The sequence below is a fragment of the Umezawaea beigongshangensis genome, assembly GCF_016464305.1.
GTDB classification, from domain to species: Bacteria; Actinomycetota; Actinomycetes; order Mycobacteriales; family Pseudonocardiaceae; genus Umezawaea_A; species Umezawaea_A beigongshangensis.
In genome coordinates this window covers 42,605-64,703 of record NZ_JAEIOJ010000013.1, presented here as the reverse complement: position 1 = coordinate 64,703, position 22,099 = coordinate 42,605, and the positions used below count along the sequence as shown (strand labels likewise).

The 22,099-nt window shown below is 72.9% G+C and carries 21 protein-coding genes; 10 read left to right on the top strand and 11 right to left on the bottom strand.

Features of this window, described 5'->3' with window-relative positions; all coding sequences use genetic code 11:
• Positions 1 to 10: 10 nt before the first annotated feature.
• On the bottom strand, positions 11 to 457 hold the full coding sequence (locus IMZ35_RS25670) for a hypothetical protein (RefSeq protein WP_199443764.1): 447 nt from the start codon (positions 455 to 457) through the stop codon (positions 11 to 13).
• Between the two features lie 128 nt (positions 458 to 585).
• On the opposite strand from IMZ35_RS25670, the gene IMZ35_RS25665 reads away from it, so the two are divergent.
• A complete protein-coding gene (locus tag IMZ35_RS25665) occupies positions 586 to 1,257 on the top strand; it encodes an AIM24 family protein (RefSeq protein ID WP_199443763.1) in 672 nt (223 codons plus the stop codon).
• 46 nt (positions 1,258 to 1,303) lie between these two features.
• On the opposite strand, the gene IMZ35_RS25660 is transcribed toward IMZ35_RS25665, so the two are convergent.
• Positions 1,304 to 1,666 (bottom strand): winged helix-turn-helix transcriptional regulator, encoded by a 363-nt coding sequence (locus tag IMZ35_RS25660; protein WP_199443762.1) that lies wholly within the window; start codon positions 1,664 to 1,666, stop codon positions 1,304 to 1,306.
• Between the two features lie 114 nt (positions 1,667 to 1,780).
• On the opposite strand from IMZ35_RS25660, the gene IMZ35_RS25655 reads away from it, so the two are divergent.
• Positions 1,781 to 2,659, top strand: a complete 879-nt coding sequence (locus IMZ35_RS25655; protein ID WP_199443761.1) for an NAD(P)-dependent oxidoreductase — start codon at positions 1,781 to 1,783, stop codon at positions 2,657 to 2,659.
• A 42-nt stretch (positions 2,660 to 2,701) separates the two neighbouring features.
• On the opposite strand, the gene IMZ35_RS25650 is transcribed toward IMZ35_RS25655, so the two are convergent.
• On the bottom strand, positions 2,702 to 5,926 hold the full coding sequence (locus IMZ35_RS25650; RefSeq protein ID WP_199443760.1) for a LamG-like jellyroll fold domain-containing protein: 3,225 nt from the start codon (positions 5,924 to 5,926) through the stop codon (positions 2,702 to 2,704).
• A 787-nt stretch (positions 5,927 to 6,713) separates the two neighbouring features.
• Here IMZ35_RS25650 and IMZ35_RS25645 point away from each other — a divergent pair.
• The gene (locus IMZ35_RS25645) at positions 6,714 to 7,832 is read left to right on the top strand and encodes an endo-1,4-beta-xylanase (RefSeq protein WP_199443759.1); all 1,119 of its coding nucleotides are present in this window, start codon (positions 6,714 to 6,716) and stop codon (positions 7,830 to 7,832) included.
• A gap of 51 nt (positions 7,833 to 7,883) precedes the next feature.
• Here the strand turns inward: IMZ35_RS25645 and IMZ35_RS25640 are convergent, their stop codons facing one another.
• The 6 genes from IMZ35_RS25640 to IMZ35_RS25615 all read right to left on the bottom strand — a co-directional run bounded on the left by IMZ35_RS25640 (position 7,884) and on the right by IMZ35_RS25615 (position 13,196).
• Positions 7,884 to 8,738 (bottom strand): DUF1963 domain-containing protein, encoded by an 855-nt coding sequence (locus tag IMZ35_RS25640; RefSeq protein ID WP_199443758.1) that lies wholly within the window; start codon positions 8,736 to 8,738, stop codon positions 7,884 to 7,886.
• Positions 8,739 to 8,821: 83 nt separating this feature from the next.
• A complete protein-coding gene (locus IMZ35_RS25635; protein WP_199443757.1) occupies positions 8,822 to 9,652 on the bottom strand; it encodes a DUF1963 domain-containing protein in 831 nt (276 codons plus the stop codon).
• 69 nt (positions 9,653 to 9,721) lie between these two features.
• A complete protein-coding gene (locus IMZ35_RS25630; RefSeq protein WP_199443756.1) occupies positions 9,722 to 10,561 on the bottom strand; it encodes a TauD/TfdA dioxygenase family protein in 840 nt (279 codons plus the stop codon).
• Between the two features lie 16 nt (positions 10,562 to 10,577).
• Complete coding sequence (locus IMZ35_RS25625) at positions 10,578 to 11,345, bottom strand: ABC transporter ATP-binding protein (protein WP_199443755.1); 768 nt, start codon at positions 11,343 to 11,345, stop codon at positions 10,578 to 10,580.
• Entirely contained in the window at positions 11,338 to 12,357 is a 1,020-nt protein-coding gene (locus tag IMZ35_RS25620) for a taurine ABC transporter substrate-binding protein (RefSeq protein WP_199443754.1), read from the bottom strand. Before IMZ35_RS25620 ends, IMZ35_RS25625 begins: the two co-directional genes overlap by 8 nt.
• A 23-nt stretch (positions 12,358 to 12,380) precedes the next feature.
• Positions 12,381 to 13,196, bottom strand: coding sequence for an ABC transporter permease (locus tag IMZ35_RS25615; RefSeq protein ID WP_199443753.1), 816 nt, complete (start codon positions 13,194 to 13,196; stop codon positions 12,381 to 12,383).
• A gap of 273 nt (positions 13,197 to 13,469) precedes the next feature.
• On the opposite strand from IMZ35_RS25615, the gene IMZ35_RS25610 reads away from it, so the two are divergent.
• Together IMZ35_RS25610 and IMZ35_RS25605 are read left to right on the top strand one after the other, a co-directional pair.
• Positions 13,470 to 14,339, top strand: coding sequence for a GDSL-type esterase/lipase family protein (locus tag IMZ35_RS25610; RefSeq protein WP_199443752.1), 870 nt, complete (start codon positions 13,470 to 13,472; stop codon positions 14,337 to 14,339).
• Between the two features lie 161 nt (positions 14,340 to 14,500).
• Positions 14,501 to 16,126 carry a glucuronyl esterase domain-containing protein gene (locus IMZ35_RS25605; RefSeq protein ID WP_307868778.1) on the top strand — a complete coding sequence of 542 codons (1,626 nt, stop codon included), beginning with the start codon at positions 14,501 to 14,503 and terminating at the stop codon, positions 16,124 to 16,126.
• A gap of 54 nt (positions 16,127 to 16,180) precedes the next feature.
• Here the strand turns inward: IMZ35_RS25605 and IMZ35_RS25600 are convergent, their stop codons facing one another.
• The gene (locus IMZ35_RS25600; protein WP_199443751.1) at positions 16,181 to 16,411 is read right to left on the bottom strand and encodes a hypothetical protein; all 231 of its coding nucleotides are present in this window, start codon (positions 16,409 to 16,411) and stop codon (positions 16,181 to 16,183) included.
• A gap of 170 nt (positions 16,412 to 16,581) precedes the next feature.
• Between IMZ35_RS25600 and IMZ35_RS25595 the strand changes: the two genes are divergently transcribed.
• Positions 16,582 to 17,439: a DUF4253 domain-containing protein gene (locus IMZ35_RS25595; RefSeq protein ID WP_199443750.1), complete on the top strand. Its 858-nt coding sequence runs from the start codon at positions 16,582 to 16,584 to the stop codon at positions 17,437 to 17,439.
• Between the two features lie 5 nt (positions 17,440 to 17,444).
• Here IMZ35_RS25595 and IMZ35_RS25590 read toward each other — a convergent pair whose 3' ends face one another.
• Positions 17,445 to 18,353 carry an NAD(P)H-binding protein gene (locus IMZ35_RS25590; protein ID WP_199443749.1) on the bottom strand — a complete coding sequence of 303 codons (909 nt, stop codon included), beginning with the start codon at positions 18,351 to 18,353 and terminating at the stop codon, positions 17,445 to 17,447.
• Between the two features lie 200 nt (positions 18,354 to 18,553).
• Between IMZ35_RS25590 and IMZ35_RS31065 the strand changes: the two genes are divergently transcribed.
• From IMZ35_RS31065 to IMZ35_RS25575, 4 genes are read left to right on the top strand one after another with little or no spacing between them, the layout of a single operon-like run.
• The gene (locus IMZ35_RS31065) at positions 18,554 to 19,168 is read left to right on the top strand and encodes a DUF6875 domain-containing protein (RefSeq protein ID WP_368857027.1); all 615 of its coding nucleotides are present in this window, start codon (positions 18,554 to 18,556) and stop codon (positions 19,166 to 19,168) included.
• On the top strand, positions 19,165 to 20,049 hold the full coding sequence (locus IMZ35_RS25585; RefSeq protein WP_307868776.1) for a tryptophan 2,3-dioxygenase: 885 nt from the start codon (positions 19,165 to 19,167) through the stop codon (positions 20,047 to 20,049). Before IMZ35_RS31065 ends, IMZ35_RS25585 begins: the two co-directional genes overlap by 4 nt.
• The gene (locus IMZ35_RS25580; protein WP_307868773.1) at positions 20,046 to 21,254 is read left to right on the top strand and encodes a kynureninase; all 1,209 of its coding nucleotides are present in this window, start codon (positions 20,046 to 20,048) and stop codon (positions 21,252 to 21,254) included. Before IMZ35_RS25585 ends, IMZ35_RS25580 begins: the two co-directional genes overlap by 4 nt.
• Positions 21,251 to 22,018 carry an SDR family NAD(P)-dependent oxidoreductase gene (locus IMZ35_RS25575; RefSeq protein ID WP_307868772.1) on the top strand — a complete coding sequence of 256 codons (768 nt, stop codon included), beginning with the start codon at positions 21,251 to 21,253 and terminating at the stop codon, positions 22,016 to 22,018. Before IMZ35_RS25580 ends, IMZ35_RS25575 begins: the two co-directional genes overlap by 4 nt.
• The last annotated feature ends 81 nt before the right edge of the window (positions 22,019 to 22,099 follow it).

Genomic DNA, 22,099 nt, shown 5'->3' with positions numbered 1-22,099 from the left:
GCGGAAGCCGTTACCCGGCCCTCTTGACCGAGGCGAAGTAGGCGTTGGAGGGAGGCAGGTAGCTGAACACCACGGCCAGCACGGCCACCGCCGCGCCGGCGTACCCGGCGAGGGTGGCCTCACCGGTCACCAGGGACGCCACCTGGATCAGCGTGAGCACCGTCAGCGCGATCCGGGCCCAGTTGCGCCCCGCCCTGAGCTTGAACGCCAGCCACATCTCCACCAGTGCGATCACCAGCGCGATCCCCGCCGCCACGGCCAGCGTGGTGGTGGCGGCGGTCTGGAGCTGTTCCTCGGTCAGCGTCGTCCCGGACGCCCTCAGGGCGTCGACGACCTGCTGGTGCGATCCGACCAGCATCGCGAGCGCCCCCACCGCGGAAACGCTGGAGAAGAGAAATCCGGAGAACGCGCCGACGACGGTGCTCGGCGGCGCGATCCTGTCCTGTGAAGTGGTCATGATCGGAAGCGTAGGGCCGCGCGGAAACCGTTGCAGTGCAAGAGGAAGTCCTCTAGTACTTTCGGCCGAGACGGCGAGAACGCGTCCGAGGTGAACGCGCTGAGAGACGCCCGCACTACTCTCACCGCATGCGCAGCTCACTCCTCGACCACGCAGAGCGGTCCGTCGAACCCGGCAGCTTCCAGCTCCAGAACAACCACATGCTCAAGGTGGACCTCACCGGCACCGGTGGGTTCTTCTACGCCAAGCAGGGATCGATGGTCGCCTACCAGGGCGACGTCGACTTCGCCTACGAGGGCAGCGGCGGCATCGGCAAGCTCTTCAAGAAGGCCTTCACCGGCGAGGGCATGTCCCTGATGAAGGTGTCGGGCAGCGGTGACGTCTTCCTCGCCCAGGACGCCGACCAGGTGTTCGTCCTCAACCTGGAGGACGAGGGCGTGACCGTCAACGGCGCCAACGTGCTGGCGTTCGAGAGCACGCTCGCGTGGGACATCAACCGCGTCGAGGGCGCGTCGATGTTCAGCGGCGGCCTGTTCAACACGACGTTCACGGGCACCGGCGCGCTGGCCATCACGACGTTCGGGACGCCGGTCGTGCTGAACGTGGACGTGCCGACGTACGTCGACATGCAGTCCGCGGTCCTGTGGTCCACGTCGTTGCAGTCCTCGATGCGCAAGACCGCGAAGCTCGCCGCGGCCGTCGGGCGCGGCTCGGGCGAGGCGTACCAGCTCGCGCTGTCCGGGCAGGGGCTCGTCGTCGTGCAGGCCTCGGAGGGACACCCGGTGCCGACCGCGCAGTGACGAGGTCGATCCGCCGTGCTGGCCGCGGATTCCGCGGCCAGCACGCTCAGCCCTCGTCGAGCGACACCTTCTCCGCCCCGACGCGCCGCGCTCGTTCGCTGCCCCAAGCACCCAGCGAGGCCAGTGCGCTGTTGAGGGAGGCGCCGTGTTCGCTCAGCGAGTACTCCACCCTGGGCGGCACCTCCGGGTGGACCTCGCGGTGCACCAGGTCGTCCTCCTCCATCTCCCTCAGGTGCTGGGTGAGCATCTTCTCGCTCACCCCCGGCAGACCGCGGCGGAGTTCGCCGAACCGCCTGGTGCCGTGGTGGTTCAGCTCCCAGAGGATCAGCGACTTCCACTTGCCGGAGATCACGTCCATCGCGGCGTCGATGCCGCAGACGTAGGGACCGCGACGTGCCGTCTTCGTCATGTCGTCTCCCGTCGCTCACCCGAGGGTTCGTAGCGAACAAAGTAGTGCGTACTGGTCAGCTCCTGCGGTGGCTCAGATGATCTGAGCACACCACGAACACGGAGGAACCAGCACGTGACCACTCACGACACCGTCCGGGTCGGCGTTCTCGGCCTGGGCGAGATGGGCAGCGCTCTCGCGACGGCACTGGTCGACGCGGGCCACCGCACGACGGTCTGGAACAGGTCGGCGGACAGGGTTCCGCCTCTCGTCCAGCGGGGCGCGACCGCCGCCACCACGGTGCGCGAGGCGGTGCTCGCCGCCGACCTGGTGGTCGTCTGCCTGTTCGACGCGGCCTCGGTCCACGAGGTCCTCGACCCGGTGGCCGACCAGTTGGCCGGCCGGACGCTGGTCAACGTCACGACCACGTCACCGGAGCAGGCCGCGGAGATCGGCGCCTGGGCCGCCGCTCACGGTGCGGCACACCTGGACGGCGGCATCATGGCCGTCCCGGCGATGATCGGTCACCAGGGGGCGACCGTCCTCTGCAGCGGGTCGGCGTCCGCGTTCGCGGAGTACCGGCCGCTGCTGGACCTGTGGGGCGAGAGCACCTACTTCGGCGACGACCCCGGTCTCGCCTCCCTGTACGACCTCGCCCTCCTCGCGGGCATGTACGTGATGTTCGCCGGATTCCTGCACGGCGCGGCCATGGTGGCCGGTGCGGGGGTGTCGGCGAAGGAATTCGCGGGCCGGGCCGCGCCCTGGCTCTCCGCGACGACCTTCGCCTTCGAGGGACTCGGCTCGATCGTCGACGGCGGCGACTACACCGTCGGCCGCCAGCAGAGTCTGGAGTTCTCCGACCTCGGCCACATCCTGGCGGCCAGTTCGGCGCGCGGCATCAGCACCGAGGTGGTGGCCGTGGTGCAGAACCTGATCCAGCGCCAGGTCGACGCCGGGCACGGGCGCGAGGGGTTCGCCCGCATCGTCGAGAGCATCAAGCACCCGGTGGGATGACGCGGCGGCGGGCCGGGGGTCTCCCGGCCCGCCGCCGTCCGCTCAGGAGGCGTTGGTGAAGGACAGCCGGACCGCGGTCACGGGACCGAGATCGGTGTTGTTCGCGCGGAGATCTGCCAGTGCGGCGTCGCCGAGCGCCGTGCGGTGGACCTGGAACTCGTCGAGCACTCCCGCGAACCGGTCGGTGCCGTCCGGTTTCACCCCCAGCTGAAGGCCGTCCACGGCGAACGCGTCGCCGTGGGTGACCGAGCCGCTGACGGTGGTGCTGCCGAGCCCGACGCCGTCCACCAGCAGCGCCAGCACGTTCCCGGAGCGCCGCAGCGTCACGTGGTGCCAGGTGTCGTCGCCGAACGCGGCGGCCGGGGAGGCGTCCGGCGCGGCGACCTCGAAGGTCCCGGTGTCGGTCTGGAGGTAGGCGTAGAGCCGGTCCCTGCCGGGCTGGGCGCGCAACCACAGCCCGCGCTCGGAGGAGCCGGACCCGTACGCCCACAGGAGCACCTGGTCCGCCGTGCTCGCCGTCGCCGGGTACTTCACCCACGTCGAGATCGTGAAGTCGCCGGAGCCCAGCGCGGTGCTCGGCCGGTACGGGACGAGCGCGGCGTCGTCGGCGCCGTCGAACCGCAGCGCGTTGCCGAACCGTCCGGGGACCACCGCCGGTCCCCCGCTGACCGCGGTGTGCACGCAGTGCGCGGACGAGTCGGGGGTCCGCGGCCCGGTCACCGGCTGGACGATCTCGTGGGCCTGGGTGTTCTGCTGGTCGAACGTCCACCACAGCGCGGGCGCGTCGCCGGGGAACCGGCCGGTGGCCGCCGCGCCCAGTTCAGCGGACGACAGGGCCCGGTCGTAGAGCCGGAAGTCCTCCAGCGTCCCGTCCAGGACGTCGGTGCCGTCCATCTTGGACCCCAGGCGCAGTCCCTCGACGGCGTCGGCGGTGTCGGCGCTGACCGACCCCGTCAGGCCCGTCGCCGTGGCGGGCGTGCCGCCGTCCACGCTCAGCGCGACCCGCTGCCCCTGGCGGGTCAGGGCGAGCAGGTGCCACGCCCCGTCGCCGAACGCGGTGCCCGCGGTGGTGTCCGCCAGCGGCACCGCCACCTGAGCGGTGTCGGTCTGCACCCACGCGTACAGCCGGTCCTGGCCGGGCTGGGCGCGCACCCAGAGCGAGCGCTTGCCCGCCGTCGTGCCGTACGCCCAGACCAGCGCCTGGTTGGGGCTGCTCGCGGTCGCCGAGTACCGGAACCACGCCGCGAAGGTGAAGTCGCCCGCGCCCAGGTCCAGCGCGGGCGTGAACGGCGTCTCGACGCCGGGGTGCGTGGAGTCCACGTGCAGGGCGTCCGAGTTCGAGGTCCGGCCGGCGGCCGCCGTCCGGTGGCCGCCGAGCAGCGTGCCGGTGGAGCAGTTCCCCGACACGTCGTCGGTGACGGGGGTGACCGTCCTGGCGGGGACGACCGCTCCGTCGATCGTCCGCAGGGCCAGGGACAGCGTGGTCCTGCCGTCGCGGACGAGCTGGAAGTCCCGCAGGCGTCCGGTGAAGCCGTCGCTCGCGGTCGCGTCCTGCTTGGCGCCGAGGCGGATGCCGCTCACGCCGCTCGACACGGCTCCCAGCACGCCGGTCGCGGTGGCCGTCGCGCCGTCCACGGTCAGGTCGATCCGGCTGCCGGTCCGGGTCAGGGTCAGCTGGTGCCACGCGCCGTCGCCGAACGCGACCCGCGCCGCGGGGTCGACGACGGCCGCGGTGGCACCGCCGTCGCGGCCCTGCACCCACGCGGTGATCCGGTCGGTGCCGGGCTGCGCGCGCACCCACACCTGCGGGACGTCCGCGCCGACGCCGTACGCCCAGAGCAGCGCCTGGGCGGGGCTCGCCGCCGTGGCCGAGTACCGGAACCGGGTGCGCAGGGTGAAGTCTCCGCCGCCGGGGTCGATCGTCCGGGAGTACGGGACGTCGGCGTGGTCACCGGTGCCGTCGAGCAGCAGTCCGTCGTCCAGAGCGGCGTCGCCCGCCAGGTGGGCGTCGTTGGCCTCGGGCGAGGCGTCCGGAGAGGTCGGACCGGCGGGGGTGGACGGCTGGGCGGACGGGGTGCCGGTGGTCGTGCCGGGCAGGCCGAGCTGCGCGGGCGTGAACCTGGTGAAGCGGATCTCGTCGGCGGAGAAGGTCGCGCCGCCCTCGTGCAGCAGGCCGATCTCGCCCCCGGTCAGCTCCGCGAGGTCCGAGTACCCGGCGCGGTCGGCCGTGATCAGGCCGCTGGCCGGACTCGACCAGGTGTTGCCGCGATCGGTGGAGTAGCGGATCTTCAACTGCTTGCGGTCGCTCGGGTCGGACGGGCCGGAGAACACCAGGACGTCGCCCGGCGTCGACCGGTAGGTCCGTTCGAGCGGCAGGACCGCGCCCTGGACGTTCGGCGTGACCAGCGACGGGACGGTGGTGAACGTCGGCATCGTGGTGCCGCCGTCCAGGCTGATCGCCTTGGCCCGGTGGTTGCCGCTGGTGATCTCGTTGCGCGCCGCCGCGTACAGCGCGCCGTCGGGCAGCTCGGCCACCGCGATCTCACCGGGGCTGAGCTGGTCCTTGACGTAGGAGTTCGGCACCCGGCTCGCCCGCCACGTCTCGCCGCCGTCGTCGCTGTAGAGCACTCCGGCCAGCACGGTGTTCCCGTCGGGCTTCTGGTGCGCCCCCACGACGAGCCGACCGGCGTGCGCGCCGTGCCGGAGCTGGATCCCGTGCGAGGGGCCGGTGGCGAACCAGCCGTCGTTCGTTCCGTCGAAGCTCGCGCCGAGCGCTCGGGGTGCGGTCCAGGTCAGCCCGTCGTCGTCGCTGTGCTGGATCCACGGCAGCCGCTGGCCCGAGCGCGTCGCCTCGTTGGACGTGGTGATCAGGTGGACGCGGCCGGTCTCGCGGTCGGCGATCGGCACCGCGTTGCCCCGTGTGTACGGCGCGTGGGGGTCGGTCGGCGAACCGGAGGTCACCACCCGGATCGGGCCCCACGTCCGGCCGTCGTTCGTGGAGCGCCGCACCACCAGGTCGATGTCACCGCGGTCCGCGCACGACGGGGACTTCCTGGCCTCCGCGAACGCCAGCAGGGTTCCGTCGACCGTGCGGGACAGCACGGGGATGCGGAAGCAGCCGTAACCGGCCGTGCCACCGCGGAAGAGCACCTGCTGGACGCCCACCAGCGCCTGCGACGGCGAGACACCGCTGGCGGTGGCCGGGCTCGGCAGGGCGAGCAGGAGGACGAGAAGCAGCGGGCCGAGTCTTCGGACGTCGTACCACACGGGAGGAACACCTCGCTGTTCGTGCCCGAGGGGTGGTCAGGACGTGCCGGACCACCCTCGGGCGTCGTTCGGGACTACTGGCGGAAGGGGGTCGGAGGTACGTCGTCGAGATTTCCGGCGCGGTGGGGCGGGACGGCGAGGCTGCCCGCGACGACCCCGAGCAGCGCGCCTCCCGGCGACCACGACGACCCGGCGAGCCCAGCCCCGCGCCCGCGCACGATGCCCCCACGTCGTCGAAGTCCGCCGCCGGGAATCCGGCGAAGAAATCACGTCCCGTTTTCTGCTGGACGTGGAATCCGCATTCACCGTAAATGCGGTCGAGACTCGGCCACATCGCCCGTTCAGCCTCTTCGGCACAATACGGAGGACAAATTCCGGTGAACCGGGAGTGAACGAGAGTTCAGTCCACCGTGGACGGTGTCCGCACGTCCCCACCACGTCCGGCCAGGTCGCGAAGCACGGGCGGAGCGGTGATCCGGGTCGGAACTCCGCCACGACGGCACGTCCGCCAGCGGATCGCGCGAACGAGAGGAGAGGGCGAAAATTCGGTCGAACGGGCCATTGCGAATCCAACGCTCGTCCGGGAGGGTGCCGCGCGCCGGTCGCGAGAACGACGCACGCCCGATTCGCCGCGCGCACTGCCGGACAGCGGCCCACCCGGTCGGATCGCGACCGTCGAGGTCTTGACGCTCGCCCGACCTGCCCCTAGTGTCCGACGACGTTGTTTCCGAAAGTTTCCGGAATTTGGGCACGATCTCTGCTCCACACGACGAAGTGGGAGACCCAGATGAGGGCGATCCGGATCGTCACCGCCTCGCTCGTCGCGGCGGCGCTGTCGGTGCCGCTGGCCTGGCCGGGCCTGGCGACGCCGCAGGACGGCGGCCAGCACGCCGAGCGGGGCACCCTGCGCGCCGCGGCGCCGCGAGGTCTCGTGATCGGCTCCGCCGCGGCGGGCGGCGGGCACCACCTCGACCAGCCCTACCCCGACCCCTTCACCTCCGACCGCGAGTACCGCCGGCTGCTGGGGAGCGAGTTCAGCTCCGTGTCGCCGGAGAACCAGATGAAGTGGGACTTCGTCCACCCGGAGCGGGACCGCTACGAGTTCGGCGCGGCCGACGCGATCGTGGCGTTCGCCGCCGAGCGCCGGCAGGTCGTCCGCGGGCACACCCTGTTGTGGCACAGCCAGAACCCCGCCTGGCTGGAGGAGGGCGACTTCTCCGCCGAGGAGCTGCGGAGCATCCTGCGCGAGCACGTCACGACGGTCGTGGGCCGCTACCGGGGGCGCGTCCAGCAGTGGGACGTGGCCAACGAGATCTTCGACGACACGGGCGCCCTGCGCACGCAGGAGAACATCTGGCTGCGCGAGCTCGGACCGGGGATCGTCGCCGACGTCTTCCGCTGGGCGCACCGGGCCGACCCGCGGGCGCAGCTGTTCTTCAACGACTACAACGTGGAGAGCGTCAACGCCAAGAGCGACGCCTACTTCGCGCTGATCACCGACCTGCGCGCGCAGCGCGTTCCGGTGCACGGCTTCTCCGTGCAGGCGCACCTGAGCACGCGCTACGGCTTCCCCGCCGACCTGCGCGACAACCTCCAGCGCTTCGACGACCTCGGGCTGGCCACCGCCGTCACGGAGCTGGACGTGCGGATGGACCTGCCCGAGAGCGGCGTGCCGACCGCCGAGCAGCTGGCGCAGCAGGCCGACTACTACCGGCGGACGCTCCAGGCGTGCCTGGACGTCGAGGGCTGCCGGTCGTTCACCATCTGGGGCTTCACCGACAAGTACTCCTGGGTGCCGGTGTTCTTCGAGGGCGAGGGCTCGGCGACGGTGATGCGGGAGGACTTCTCGCGCAAACCCGCCTACCACGCCCTGCGGCGCACGCTGCACGAGGCCCGGCGCCGCTGAACGCCCCGTCTCCGGACCCCGGCCGGGGTCCGGAGACGGGCTGCTCGCGGATCAGGGGTTCCAACAGCACGTGACGAACACGCGGTCGAAGCGCCGCGCCGCCAGGTCATCGCGCTGGACCGCCCAGTGGACGCTGGCACCCTCCCAGCCCTCGATGTCGGTGTGCCAGTCGGCCAGGAGCACCCAGTCCGCGACGTCGCTCGACACCGGACCGTCCACCTTGCCCGCATCCGACGCCCTCAGCGCGTCGGACACGACACCGGTGACCGGATCGACGTCGACGACCTCCTCCGCGGAGTACCCGCCGAGCTGGAGCGACCCCCGGAAGTCGGAGGACGACGGGGTGCGGTCCCAGGCGCTGGTGAGCTTCTCGGCGTGCGGGTGTCCCGGCAGCGACTCGACCCACGGCGCTTCGGCAAGCTCCACCAGGTGGTGGTGCGGCAGCGAGACGTCGGCCGTCAGCCGCAGCGGCCCCTCCGGGAACCTCCCGAACATCTCCTCGTACTCCTCGAAGCCGGAGCCGTTCCACGCGTTCCCGTCGCGCTCCACCACGGGCGTGCCGGCGGGGACGTGCACGACGCTGCCCGCGTCGCCGTAGCAGGTCTCGTCCTCGGGCCAGGCGAACAGCAGCAGAAGACCGTCGGGAGGCAGAGGCAGGTCCGTCACGTCCGCGGGCAGGGCCGCGAGGTCGACGGAGGCGACGAGGGGGTGGGGCTGGTCGGGCACGTCGGCGGGAAGCAGGAGCGGACCGCCGAAGCGGCCCACGACCGGTCCGTCCCCCCTCAGCGTCATCGTGGCGCAGGGACGGGCGAGGGTGGTCCACCGGTCCACGTCCTCGGCGGGAACTCCCCGCTCGATCGCCTCGGCGCGGAAGGACGTCAGCCGGTCCGACGGCTCAGAAGTCATGCGGGACACCGTAGAGGCCGAGTCCGTCCCCGGCTGCGGCGCGGGAGGTCCGCACCGCAGCCGGGGACGGGAGGGTCGACGCATCAGGGGTTCCAGTAGCGCGTGACGAACACGCGGTCGAAGCGCCGCGCCGCCAGGTCATCGCGCTGGACCGCCCAGTGGACGCTGGCACCCTCCCAGCCCTCGATGTCGGTGTGCCAGTCGGCCAGGAGCACCCAGTCCGCGACGTCGCTCGACACCGGACCGTCCACCTTGCCCGCTTCCAACGCCCTCAGCGCGTTGGACACGACGTCCTCGACCGGGTCGGTGTAGACGGCCTCCTCCGTGGAGTACCCGCCGAGCTGGAGCGACCCCCAGAACTCGACGGTGGCCGTGCCGTCCCAGATCTCGGCCAGTTCCTCGGCGCGGGGGTGCCCCGGCAGCGTCTCGGTGTTCGACCCGCCGGGAAGCGTGACCGCGTGGTGGTACGGCAGCGACACGTCGACCGTCAGCCGCAGCGGACCCTGCGGGTACTGGTACTCCTCCGGGTCGTTCCCGGCGTTGCCGTCCCGCTCGACCACGGCGGTGCCGGCGGGGACGTGCACCGCGCTGCCCACGTCGCCGTACCAGTTGTCGGCCTCGGGGAGGGCGAACAGCAGCAGGTGGCCGTCCGCGGGCAGTGGCAGGTCGGTGACGTCGGCGGGCAGGGCCGCGAGGTCGACGGAGGCGACGAGGGGGTGGGGCTGGTCGGGCACGTCGGCGGGAAGCAGGAGCGGACCGCCGAAGCGGCCCACGACCGGTCCGTCACCCTCCACGGTCATCGTGGCGCAGGGGCGGGCGAGGGTGATCCACCGGTCCACGTCCTCGGCAGGAACTCCCCGCTCGATCGCCTCGGCGCGGAAGGACGTCAGCCGGTCCAACGGCTCAGAAGTCATGCGGCACACCGTAGGGGGAGGGTCTGACGAAATCCGTGCGCGGCGGGTCGTCCGCCGCGCACGGTGCCCTCACACCCCGACCGGCACGTCACCGCGCAGGGTGATGCGGTGCATGACGCGCCGCTGGTCGCCGTAGTCGTCCACCGCGTAGTGCGCGGTGCTCCGGTTGTCCCACACCACGACGTCGCCCTCGCTCCACCGGTGCCGCACGGTGAACTCCGGACGGCCGACCGCGGCGAAGAAGACGTCCAGCAGCGCGCGGCTCTCCACCTCCGACAGGCCCAGCAGTCGCGTGGTGAAGCCGGGGTTCACGAACAGGCTCCGCCTGCCCGACTCGGGGTGCACCCGCACGACGGGGTGCTCGACGGGTTCCAGCGAACGGATCCGCCGCCCCTCCCACGTGTTGCCCTCGCCGCCCAGCCGTTCGTGCAGGTACTCCTCGAAGTCCTCGCGACCGTCGTGCAGGGCGGTCAGCTCGTCCGCCAGCCCGCGCAGCGGCTCGGACAGGAAGAGGTAGGCCGCCTCCAGGTCGGTCCAGCACGTGTCGCCGCCCGTGGGCGGCAGCTCCACCGCCCGCAGCACCGATCCGAGCGGCGGGCGGGTCATGAAGGTGACGTCGGTGTGCCACACGGGCGCCTTGCCGCCGTCGCCCGCGTCCAGCACGTAGATCTCGGGGTGGTCGGCGTCCAGGCCCGGCACCACGGGGTGCGCGGGTGTCAGCTCGCCCAGGGCGGCGGCGAACGCGCGGTGCGACGCCGGCGTGAGCGACTGGTTCGGGAACACCAGCACCTTGCGCTCGATCAGGGCCGCGCGCAGCGCCGCACCGGCCTCGGCGGAGGTCACGTCGTTGAGGTCGACACCGGTCACCCGTGCGCCGAGGGTCGGGGTGAGGGGCTCGAAGTGCGTCATGGTCTCTCCTCGCGGATCAGACCGCGACCGCGCGGACGGCACCGGCGACCTCACCGCGCAGCGCGGCGAACTCCGCCGAACCGCGCAGCTGGTCGGCCGGCACGCCGGAGCGCGGCAGCGGAACGGGCAGGTCCAGCGCCACCCGACCCGGCCGGTCGGACAGCACGACGACGCGATCGGCCAGGAACACGGCCTCGTCCACGCTGTGCGTCACGAACACCACACCGCGGTCGCCGTCGGTCAGCGAGCGGACGTCCTCCTGGAGCCGCTCGCGGGTCAGCGCGTCCAGCGCGGCGAACGGCTCGTCCATCAGCAGCAGCGTGGGCCGGGCGGCCAGTGCTCGGGCGATGGCCACCCGCTGCTGCTGCCCGCCGGAGATCTCCCACGTGCGGCGGGCTCCCAGCTCGGCCAGCCCGACCTGTCCGAGCAGCTCGCGGGTCCGCTGTGGACGATCGGCGCGCGGTACGCCCGCCCAGCGCAGCGCGGTGCCGACGTTGCCGCCCGCGGTCTGCCAGGGGAACAGCCGGGGTTGCTGGAACACCGTGCCGACGTCCCGCCCCGGCGCGGGCGCCCGACCGAGCACGAGCACCTCGCCGGTCGACGGCCGCTCGAACCCGCTGATCAGCCGCAGCAGGGTGCTCTTGCCCGACCCCGAGGGCCCGACGACGACCAGGAACTCGCCGCGGTCGACCCGCAGGTCCAGTGGTCCGAGGACGGGCACCTCGGTCCGCTTCGCCCGGTACCGGTGCTCGACGCCGGTCAACTCGACCAGCGGCTCAGCCACGGGGCATCCGCAGGGCCGCGCGGAACACGCTCGGGTCCGGCACCGAGTCCACCTTCTTCTGCCCGTGCAGGAACTCCGCGGCGGCCCGCAACTGGTCGGCGAGCTGGCCGGGCGCGTCGGGCGTGCCGAAGTACTCGGGCGCGCGCTGCTCGGCGTGGTCGAGGTAGATGTTCTGCTGGAGCTGGGACAGCGCGTCGTCCACACCCGCGCCGATCTGCCGCGCCACGGCCTCCGCGACCACCCGCGGCTCGGTCTTGACCTTCTTGAGCGCGTCGTCGGTGGCGGTGAGCCACGCGTCCACCACGTCGCCGTGCTGCTCGGCGAACTCGGTGCGCGCCACCGTGAACGTCAGCGTCGGCTTGCCCGCGGCGGCCAGTTCGGCGCTGTCGACGAGCGTCACGCCGTCCTGCTGGAGCACGCCGAGCACGGGCGTCCACACGTACGCGCCGTCGACGTCGCCGCGCTGCCAGGCCGCCTGGACGTTCTGCGGCTCCAGGTCCACCAGCGTCACCGACGCCGGGTCCACGCCCGCCCGCTGGAACGCGGCCAGGAGGCTGTAGTGCGCGGTCGAGCCGAACGGCACGGCGACCTTGCGGCCGGTCAGTCCCGCGACGTCGGTGACACCGCTCGCCCCGCGCACCACCAGCGCCTCGCTGTTCCCGATCACGTTCAGCAGCTCGATCACCTGGTAGGGGATGTTCAACGGCGGGCACAGCCCGGCCGCGGCCGGGCTGCTGCCGATGACCGCGAGGTCGATCGCACCGCCGAGGAACGCGGTGTTGATGCTCGCGCCGGAGTCGAACGACGTCCAGGTGACCCGGTGGCCGGGCAGCGCCGCCTCCAGGGCGCCCCGGTCCTTCACCAGCAGCGTGCTGTCGGCGAAGTTCTGGTAGGCGATGCGGACCTCGGGGCGCTCACCCGACCCGGAGGAGGACGAACCGCCGACCCCGCACGCGGCCAGCGCCGGCGCGGCGGCGAGCAGGGACAGGACCGATCTGCGGCTGACGGACACGGATGTGCTCCCGGTTTCGGCGCTCACGCCCGCCCGCGCCACGGCGAGACGGCGCGGTGCAGCGCGAGGACGGCGGTGTCGATGAGCAGGCCGGTCACGCCGATGACGACGAGTCCGAGCAGGACCACCGATGTCTGGTTGTAGCGCTGGGCGTTGAGGACCATGCCCCCGATGCCGTCCGCGCCGTTGACGGTCTCGGCCGCGACGACCGAGCTGTAGGCGACTCCCACCGCCAGCCGCACGCCGGTCAGGATCTCCGGGGCGGAGGCGGGCAGCACGACGGTGGCGACCACGCCGAGCCGGGTCGCCCCGAGCGCGTGCGCGGCCTCCACGTACTGCCGGTTCACCCCGGTGACCGCGGCGGCGGTCGCGACGGCGACGGGCGGGAACGCGGCGACCACCAGCAGGTACACCTTGGGTTCCTCGTCGATGCCGAACCAGATGACCAGCAGGCTCAGGTAGGCCAGCGGGGGCAGGGCGCGCAGGAACGTCACGAACGGCTCGGCCACCGCGCGGACCAGCGGGACCAGACCCATCACCAGGCCGAGCCCGACACCGATCACGATGCCGTAGGCCGATCCGTAGCCGACCCTGCGCAGGCTCACGGCCAGCCGTTCGGCCACGGTGGAGCCCGCGTACCCGCCCTGGCCGTTGCCCGCGTCGGAGGCGGTGATCAGCTGGTCCCACACCCGTCCCGGCCCCGGCAGGACCACCGGCGGCCAGAACTCCGCCAGGACCAGCATCTGCCAGAGCCCGATCAGCGCGACCACGGCGGCCGCGCGCACCAGGACCGAGTGCGCGGCCGACAGAGTGGCACCCGTCGGATCGTTCTGCGTCATGCGGTCTCCGGGGAGGAGCGGGACGAGCGGACAGCGGTGAACGTAGCGAAGCCCGGCGCGGTGGATCGATCTTCTCGCTTCGTGGACACCTTCGCCGGGAGGTCTTGCGCGGCGGGAGGTTTCGTGGCATCCGGGCGGCGGACCCGGGTTCGCGCGCCGGTGCGGTCGCCGGTCCACTGTGGACTTCTTGGACGGGCTGTACGCTGGGAGGACGGGACGGCGACGTTCCGGACGAGAGGGGTGGACGTGCCGGGAACTCGACGATCCGCGCTGGTGGGCGCGACGCTGGCGGTACTGCTCGGGGCGTGCGCCGCAGGCCCGACGGCGCCGACGGCGCCGAGCAGCAGCCCGCCGCCCGCCGACCTCGTGCACGTGTCGCTGGGTGACTCGTACGCGACCGGCTACCGACCGGCCGACGGCGGCGCTCCGGCGGGCAGCCGGCGGGGCGGTTTCGCCGACCTCGTCGCCGAGCGGTCGGGCCTGCGGCTGATCAACCTCGCGTGCAGCGGTGTCACCTCGGCGCAGTTGCGCGAGGAACCCGGCTGCACCCCCGCCGCTCGCGCCCTCGACGCGCCCGACCCGGCCGGCCGCACCCAGCTCGACGCGGCCGTGCAGACGCTGCGCGAGCACCGGGGACGGGTGGGCCTGGTGACGCTGGTGATCGGCGGCAACGACCTGGCGCCGTGCGCGCGGGCGGCGGACCCGCTCGGGTGCGCCTCCAGGGCCGTGGCCGACGTCCGGACGAACCTGGCGGCCGTCCTGCCCGTCCTGCGCGACGCGGCCGGTGACGCCCCGATCGTCGGCCTGACCTACCCGGACGTGTTCCTCGGTGCGTGGGTGTCCCCCGAGTTCACCGACGGCCAGAGCCTCGCGCGCCTGTCGGTGCCGCTGTTCCAGAACTTCTTCAACACCGCGCTGAAGTCGGAGTACGAGAAGGTCGGGGCGGAGTTCGTGGACGTCACGGCCACGACCGGGGGTTACGCGCCGTTGACGGAGGTCACCGCCGACCCGACCTACGGCTCGGTCCCGGCCGCGGTGGCGAGGGTGTGCGCGCTGACCTACTTCTGCCGGTACACCGACGTGCACCCCACCGCGGAGGGCCACGAGGTGATCGCCTCGGCCGTCCTGGCGGCCACGGGCTGATCCTCCCCGCTCGGGGCGTCTCGACAGCGACGCGACAGCCTGGTTCGGCGTGCACGACGTTGACATCTTTCGGTAATTTCCACGAAACTTTAGGTCGCCGACGTGCCGGATCAGCGATCACCGTCGTCCGCCGCCGCCACGCACGCGGAAGGAGAGCCCTGGTGATCATCAGCTCGGGTCGCCCCCGAATCCGTACGACGGTCGCCGGTCTGGCTGTGGCGGCGCTCGCGGTCGCCGGAGCGACGACGGCGGTGGCGAGGACCACGACCGCCGAGGCCGCCGTCGGCGGCGTCGCGGTCGCCGCGCCCGTCGAGGACGAGGGCGCAGACTGCCCGGTGACCCTGCCCGGCACGACGACCTCCAGCTCCTCGTTGCCCGATCCCTTCACGAGGCTGAACGGCACGCGCATCTCCACCAGGTCCGACTGGCGCTGCCGACGGGCGGAGATCAGGGAGCTGGTGGAGCGGTACGTCTACGGCGACAAGCCCGCGAAACCCGCGAGCGTCACCGGAACGGTCTCGACCAGCAGCATCACCGTGAACGCGACGCACAACGGCAGGAGCGCCAGCTTCTCGGCGAGGGTCGAACTGCCGAGCGGTTCCGGCCCCTTCCCCGCCGTCGTCGTCGTGGGCGGGTTCGGCGCGGACACGGCCGCCATCAAGGCCGCCGGCGCCGCCGTGATCAGCTACGACCCCCTCGCGGTCGGCAGGGAGGGCACGCCGCGCAACAACAAGCAGGGCGCGTTCTACAGCGTCTACGGCTCGTCGAGCAGCACGGGCCTGCTGGCCGCCTGGTCGTGGGGCGTGAGCCGGATCGTCGACGTGGTCGAGCAGTCGGGCGGCACCGTCCTCAAGGCCGACGCGATGGGCGTGACCGGGTGCTCGCGGTACGGGAAGGGCGCCTTCGCGATCGGCGCGCTGGACCAGCGCATCGCCCTGACCATGCCGATCGAGTCCGGCAGCGCGGGTCTGCCGATCTTCCGCGGCATTCCCGGCGAGGGCGCGCAGAGCCTGAGCAGCGCCTACGGGGAGCAGCCGTGGCTGGGCGACGCCTTCGGCTCCTTCACCGGCAACCCGAACGGGCTTCCGGTGGACACGCACGAGATCGTGGCCATGGTCGCGCCGCGGGGCCTGTTCGTCATGGACAACCCCCACATCGCCAACCTGGGCCCGAGGTCGGCGAGCGTGGCGGCCCTGGGCGGCGCGGAGGTCTACAAGGCGCTCGGCGCGGGCGACAACATCACCTACTGGTCCGACGTCCAGGACGGCAGCCACTGCGCCTCCAGGCCCGAGTGGCGCACCCCGTTGCAGCAGAACATCCAGAAGTTCCTGCTGAAGACGGGCAACGCCCCCGGTGCGATGAGGATCTCCGCCAAGGCCGCAGGGAACCTGTCCGGGTGGCGGAACTGGCAGACCCCGACACTCACCGACGGCCCCACCACGACGACCACGACCACCACCACCACGACCACCACGACCACGGCTCCACCGGCCGGTGACGGCTGCTCGGCGTCGACGTCGGTCGACCGGTGGACGGGCGGTTTCGTCGCCACGGTGCGGGTCACCGCCGGAGCGTCGCCGGTGACCGGCTGGACGGTCTCCACGACGCTGCCGTCGGGTGCGAGCATCACGAGCGTCTGGAACGCCGAGCGCAGCGGGGACAGCGGCACGGTCCAGTTCACCGACGTCGGCTTCAACGGCTCGATCGCTCCGGGCCGGTCGGTCGAGTTCGGCTACCAGGGCACCGGGACCGGCACGGGGACGACCACCACCTGCGCGGCCGGGTAGTCCTCCCGCTCCGCGCGGCCCGGCGCGAGGGCGACCGCCTCCGCGCCGGGCCGCTCAGTCGGCGGGTCCGCGCACGGTCAGCACCACCCGCAGCACGTGCTCCACGGCGGAGGGGAACACCGCGCCGCGCAGCTCGCCGCGGACGGCGAGGGTCCGGGAGGCGAACTCCAGCATCCGGTCCGCGCCCACCCGCCGGACGACGAGGGCGGCGATCTCCTCCAGGTCGAGGTCCGGGTGGTCCACCCGGGTCAGGGCGAACTCGACGACGAGCTCCTCGTCCGTCACGACCCCTCCTTCCGGTTCTGGTCGGCACGGGCCGCGGTTCGGGAGTCCGTGTCCGGCTCCAGTCTCGCCGGGGCGGTTCCCGGCGATCACGACCGCCACCGGACCGGACTCCTGGAACACGCTCCAGCCGTGTCCGGGCGCGCGTCGGCCCCACCGCCTACGATCCGCCCGTGATCTTCGAACCCTCGCTGCCCGCCGACCTGCGGGACCTGTTCACCGAAGGTGCCGTCACCGGTCGCTCCCTGGCGGTTCCGCTGCCGCCCGGCCGGGTGGTGTTCCCCGAGGAGGAGGACGGCGACCGCGCCGCGTTCTGGCTCAGCGACGAGCCCGCCCCCGCCGGGCTGTGGGCCCGGCTGCGCGCCGAGCACGCCCGGTCCGGGCTGTGGCCGCTGCTGCTCGACGCGCTGGACGACGAGGACGAGGAGTACCGGCCGTGGGGGAATGGCGAGGTGCTGCCCGGTGACATGTCGTTCCCCGGCGAGCACGACCCGGCCGCGCTGCTGGCGCGCTGGTGGGCCGCCCACACCGGCGAGAACGAGCACGACGGACTCTCGCCGGCCGAGCGCCTGGCCGCCACCGCGCCGTTCGGCCGGCAGTGGCCCGGCACGTCACCGGCGCGACCGGCGCGCATCGACCCCGACCGCATTGCCGACGACCTCGCCGAACAGCTGCTGGCGGGTCACGGCTCGATGCGGCTGGGCCTGGTGGCCGCGGAGCGGGGCGCGGACGCGCTGACCGTCGCGGGCTGGACCGGCCCGACCAACCACACCGACGACACGGCCGAGGTGTCCGCGGTGCTGCGCGACTGGGAGGAGCGGTTCGGCGCGAGGGTCGTCGGCGTCGGGTTCTCCACGCTCCTGCTCAGCGTCGCCGCGCCGCCCGCGACGCACGAGGAGGCGCTGGCCGTCGCCGCCGAGCACTTCGCCCTCTGCCCGGACAACGTCTGGCAGGGCGACGAACCGCGCACCCTGGCCGCGCACGCCGAGCGGATCGTCGGCGACCACTCGTGGGTCTTCTGGTGGGACTGACGACGTCAGGGCCGGAAGGTCTCGGCGAGAGCGGCGTTCACCGACCGGGGCCGGTCGGTCTCGACGAACAGCTCGCGCAGCAGGAGGTCGGGCAGGCGCGCCGGGACGAGACCGGACTGCTTGCCGGTGAGGCCCTGCACCAGCCCGGTCAGCCGCAGGGCGCCGCGCACCACCGGTGACGGCAGCGGGCGCACCGGACGTGCCCGGTCGACGGCCGAGGCGATGCGGCCGATCATGTCCCGCCACGTCAGGTTCTCGTCCACGACCGGGACGTCCGCGCCGGAGGCCTGCTCCAGGGCGTCGGCCGCCACCTCGCCGACGCGGCGGGCCGTGGTCGCGGCGCTGCCGCCCACCGGTGCGAACAGCGGCGACCGCGACCGCACCCACGAGTCCAGGGGGCCGGACCAGTTCGGCAGCCGGTCCCCCGCCCTGCCGAACACGAACGGGAGTTCCAGCACGGCGACCGGCAGGCCGGGCCCGGCGGCCTCCCGGCCCGCCCTGGCCTGCTCCACCCGGCTGAGCACGTAGGGGTGGGTGGCGGCGAGGTCCCACTCGGGGTGCAGGCGGTGGAAGTGCGTGTAGTACGACCCGAGCACGACCGCGCGGGTCAGCCCCTCCTCGCGCGCCGCCGTCAGCAGCGCCACCACCGGCGCGACGTTGCCGCGGTGGAACACCGGGTACGCGGGACCGCGCGGCACCTCCCGGTCGTCGGCACCGGCCGCGAAGACGACGCCGTCGTGACCGGCCAGCAGTGCGCGCAGCCGCTCCGCGGACGCCGTGGTCACGTCGAGGGCGTGGTCGACGCCGGCGCGCGGACTGCGCGCCACCGCGGTCACCCCGTGCCCTCGCCGCCGGAGCTGTTCGACGACGTGCTGTCCGACCAGACCGCTCGCACCCACCACCAGGAAACGCATCGGACGATCATCCCGGTCCGGCGCCGCGAACGCCACAGTCGTTCCCGGATGTCCACAGTGGACGTCTGTGGAGCGTCGGCCGCCGCTCGGAGCGGGCTCAGCCGAGGCGGACCCAGCTTCACCTGATCGGGCCTGTCGGGAGTGTGCCCCCCGACTATGGTGGAAGCAGGGGGAACACGCCGTTGTCAGGGGGAACAACAATGGCACGGGACGTTTCTTCGTGGGCTCTGGCAGCTGCGCAGAACTGGTACGAGAACTATCTCACCAAACCGCACCAGGACATCGGCAGAACCGGATCGGTGTGCCCCTTCGTCGAGCCCGCGCGCAGAGCCGACTGCCTGCGGACCGAGGAGTGGCGGGTCGACGCGCAGGCCGGCGTGGACGAGGTCGTGGCGCTGGTCGAGCGCATGGTGCAACGCTTCTACGAGATCGAGTTCCCCTCGAAGAACACCACGCTGCACGCGCTCGTCGTGGTGCTGCCGGATCTGGCGGGCGAGCGGGCGCGGGTGCTCGACGACGCGCACCGGACCGCGAAGTCCCGCCTCGTCCAGCGCGGCCTGATGCTGGGCCAGTTCCACGCGAGATGTCCCGACACGGCCGCGCGGAATCCGCGCTTTCCGGTGTCGAAATCACCGGTTCCGCTGCTCGCACTGCGCCGCATCGCATTTCACGACGTCCTGTTCCTGGACGCCGATCCGACGTGGTTCTCCCACTACGCCCAGCGGTACGGCAGGCGCTACACCAGGGGCGCGGTGCCGGAACCGCTGTTCGCCGCGTTGTTCGACGACGCGAGCCGACGTTGGGAGAACGAGTGACCCGCACGCCACCGGACCTCGGTCTCGGGAGCAACGCTCAGCGCCAGGAGCTGGCCGCCGCCACCGAGGGGTGCCCGGTGCTGGACTTCCCCGGCACGAGCACGCCCTACATCGACTACCAGAGCATCGACGTGCTGCTGTCGTTGCAGCACCCGCGTTCCGGTCATCCGTCGGAGCTGACGTTCTACGTCCTCGGCCAGGTGAAGGAACTGCTGTTCAAGCTGGTGTACGAGGAACTGGTCCGGGTGCGCGCCCTGCTCGACGGCGACGACGTCCCCGGCTCGGTGTGGGCGCTGCGCCGGACCCGGCGCGTGGTGGAGCTGCTGGTGAGCAGCTGGGACGTGCTGGGCACGCTGGCGCCGACCGAGTTCAACGCCTTCCGCGACCACCTCGGCCGGGCGTCGGGTTTCCAGTCCTACACGTACCGCATGGTGGAGTACGTGCTGGGCAACAAGGTCGAGGCGCTGGCCCGGCCGCACCGCAACGTGCCGCACGTGCACGAGCAGGTGCAGCGGGCGCTGCGGGAGCCGAGCGTCTACGACGCGGCCGTGGCGCTGCTGGCCCGCCGCGGCGCCCGCGTTCCGCGCGACGTGCTGGACCGCGACTTCGCGCAGCAGGCCCAGCCGCACCCGGACGTCGAACGGGCCTGGGCGGACGTCTACCGCGACGGCGGCCCGGCCGACGAGGTGTTCCTGCTGGCCGAAGCGCTGATGGACGTCGCGGAGGCCGTGTGCCGCTGGCGGTCGGTGCACCTGCTGGTCGTGGAACGGGTCATCGGCACGAAACCGGGCACGGGCGGCACCACCGGGGTGTCCTGGCTGCGCCGCATCACCGAGCACCGGTTCTTCCCGGAGCTGTGGACCGCCAGGGGGTTGCTGTGACCGTGGTCGGGAACGACGCCGGGCTCCTGGACGCCGCCGATCCGCTGGCGCACCTGCGCGAGCGGTTCCACCCCACACCGGGGGGAACCGTCCACCTCAACGGCGGTTCGCTGGGCAGACTGCCCGCCGCGACCGCCGCGCTCGTGGACGACGTGGTGCGCGAGCAGTGGGGCGACGGCCTCGCGGAGGCGCGCACCCTGTGGTTCGACCTGTGCGAGCGGATGGGCGACCGGGTGGCGGAGGTCGCGCTCGGCGCGGGCCCCGGCGAGGTCGTCGTCGGCGACTGCACCAGCGTGAACCTCTACAAGCTGGCCGCCGCGGCGCTGGACGCGGCGCCGGAGCGCCGCACGATCATCACCGACGACGACAACTTCCCCACCGACCAGTACGTGCTGGCCGGGGTCGCGGCCGAGCGCGGGGGCGCGCTGCGCCGCCTGCACGCCGACCCGGACCAGGGCCTCGACCTGGACCTGCTGCGCGAGGCGCTGGACGACTCGGTGGCGCTGGTGTCGCTGTCCCTGGTGTCCTGCCGCTCCGGGGCGCTGCTGGACGTGGCGGAGGTGCAGCGCATCGCGCACGCGGCGGGCGCGCTGGTGCTGTGGGACCTCAGCCACGCGGCCGGGGCGGTGCCGGTGGACCTCGCCGCGAACGGGGCCGACCTGGCGGTCGGTTCCACCTACAAGCACCTGTTCGCCGGCCCCGGCGCACCGGCGTTCCTCTACGTCCGGCGCGACCTGCACTCCGTGCTGAGCCAGCCGATCCACGGGTGGTACGGCCACCGCGAGCAACTGGCGATGCGCGGCGACTACGACCCGGACCCGACGATCCGGCGGTTCCTGACCGGCAGCCCGCCCGTCCTGTCGCTGATGGCGACGGGCGCGGGCCTGGACGTCATCGCCGAGGCCGGGCTGCCCGCGCTGCGCGCCAAGAGCATCGCGCTGACCGGCTACCTCCAGGAACTGCTGGAACCCACCGAGCTGCGGCTGGCGAGCCCGGCCGATCCGGCCCGGCGCGGCGCGCACGTCACCTACGAGCACCCGCGCGCGGCGGAACTCGTCCCGCTGCTGGCCCGCAACGGCGTCTTCGTCGACCACTCCGTGCCGAACCGGTTGCGGCTGACGCCCGCACCGCTGTCCACCCGCTTCACCGACGTGGCCGAGGCGGCCGGTCGCATCCGCGAGGTACTGGGGGGAAGCAGCTCGTGAGCCGTCGACGGGTACTCGTGACGGGCGCGTCGCGCGCCATCGGCATCGGTGCGGCGGTGGCGGCGGCGGTGGCGGCGCGGGGCGACGTGGTCGCCGTGCACGCCCGCGCGGACGTCGAGGCGGCCGAGGCCGTGGTGGCCGGTCTGCCCGGCGACGGGCACGCGGTGGTCGTCGCCGACCTCGCCGATCCGGACCAGGTCGCCGCGATGGTGGACTCGGCGGTCTCGGCGCTCGGCGGTGTCGACGTGCTGGTGAACAACGCCGCCGTGCACGTCGAACACCCCGTGGCGAGCACGTCCTACGCCGAGTGGCAGGCCGTGTGGCGGCGGACGCTGGACGTGAACCTGATCGGCACCGCCAACGCCACCTGGTGCGTGGTCGACCACCTGCTCACCCGGCCGGAGGGACCGGCGGGCGCGTCGATCGTCATGGTCGGCTCGCGCGGCGCCTACCGGGGCGAGCCCGCCGTGCCCGCGTACGGGGCGAGCAAGGCGGGCATGCACGCGTTCGCCCAGTCCATGGCGGTCGCGCTGGCACCGCACGGGATCGGCGTCGCCGCGGTGGCGCCCGGCTTCACCGTCACCGATCTGACCGTGGAGCTGCTCGACGGGCCCGAGCGGGACGCGATCCTGGCGCAGCACCCGTTCGGCCGCGTGGCCGACTCCGCCGAGATCGGGGCGGCCGTCGCCTGGCTCACCTCGCCGGAGGCCAGGTGGGCCAGCGGCACCGTGCTCGACCTCAACGGCGCGTCCCACCTCCGCTGAGCCGGACCGGGAGTCCGGGGTGGACGGTGCTCCACCGCGTCCGGGTGGACGCGGTGGAGCACGGTACCGGACCCCCTGCGG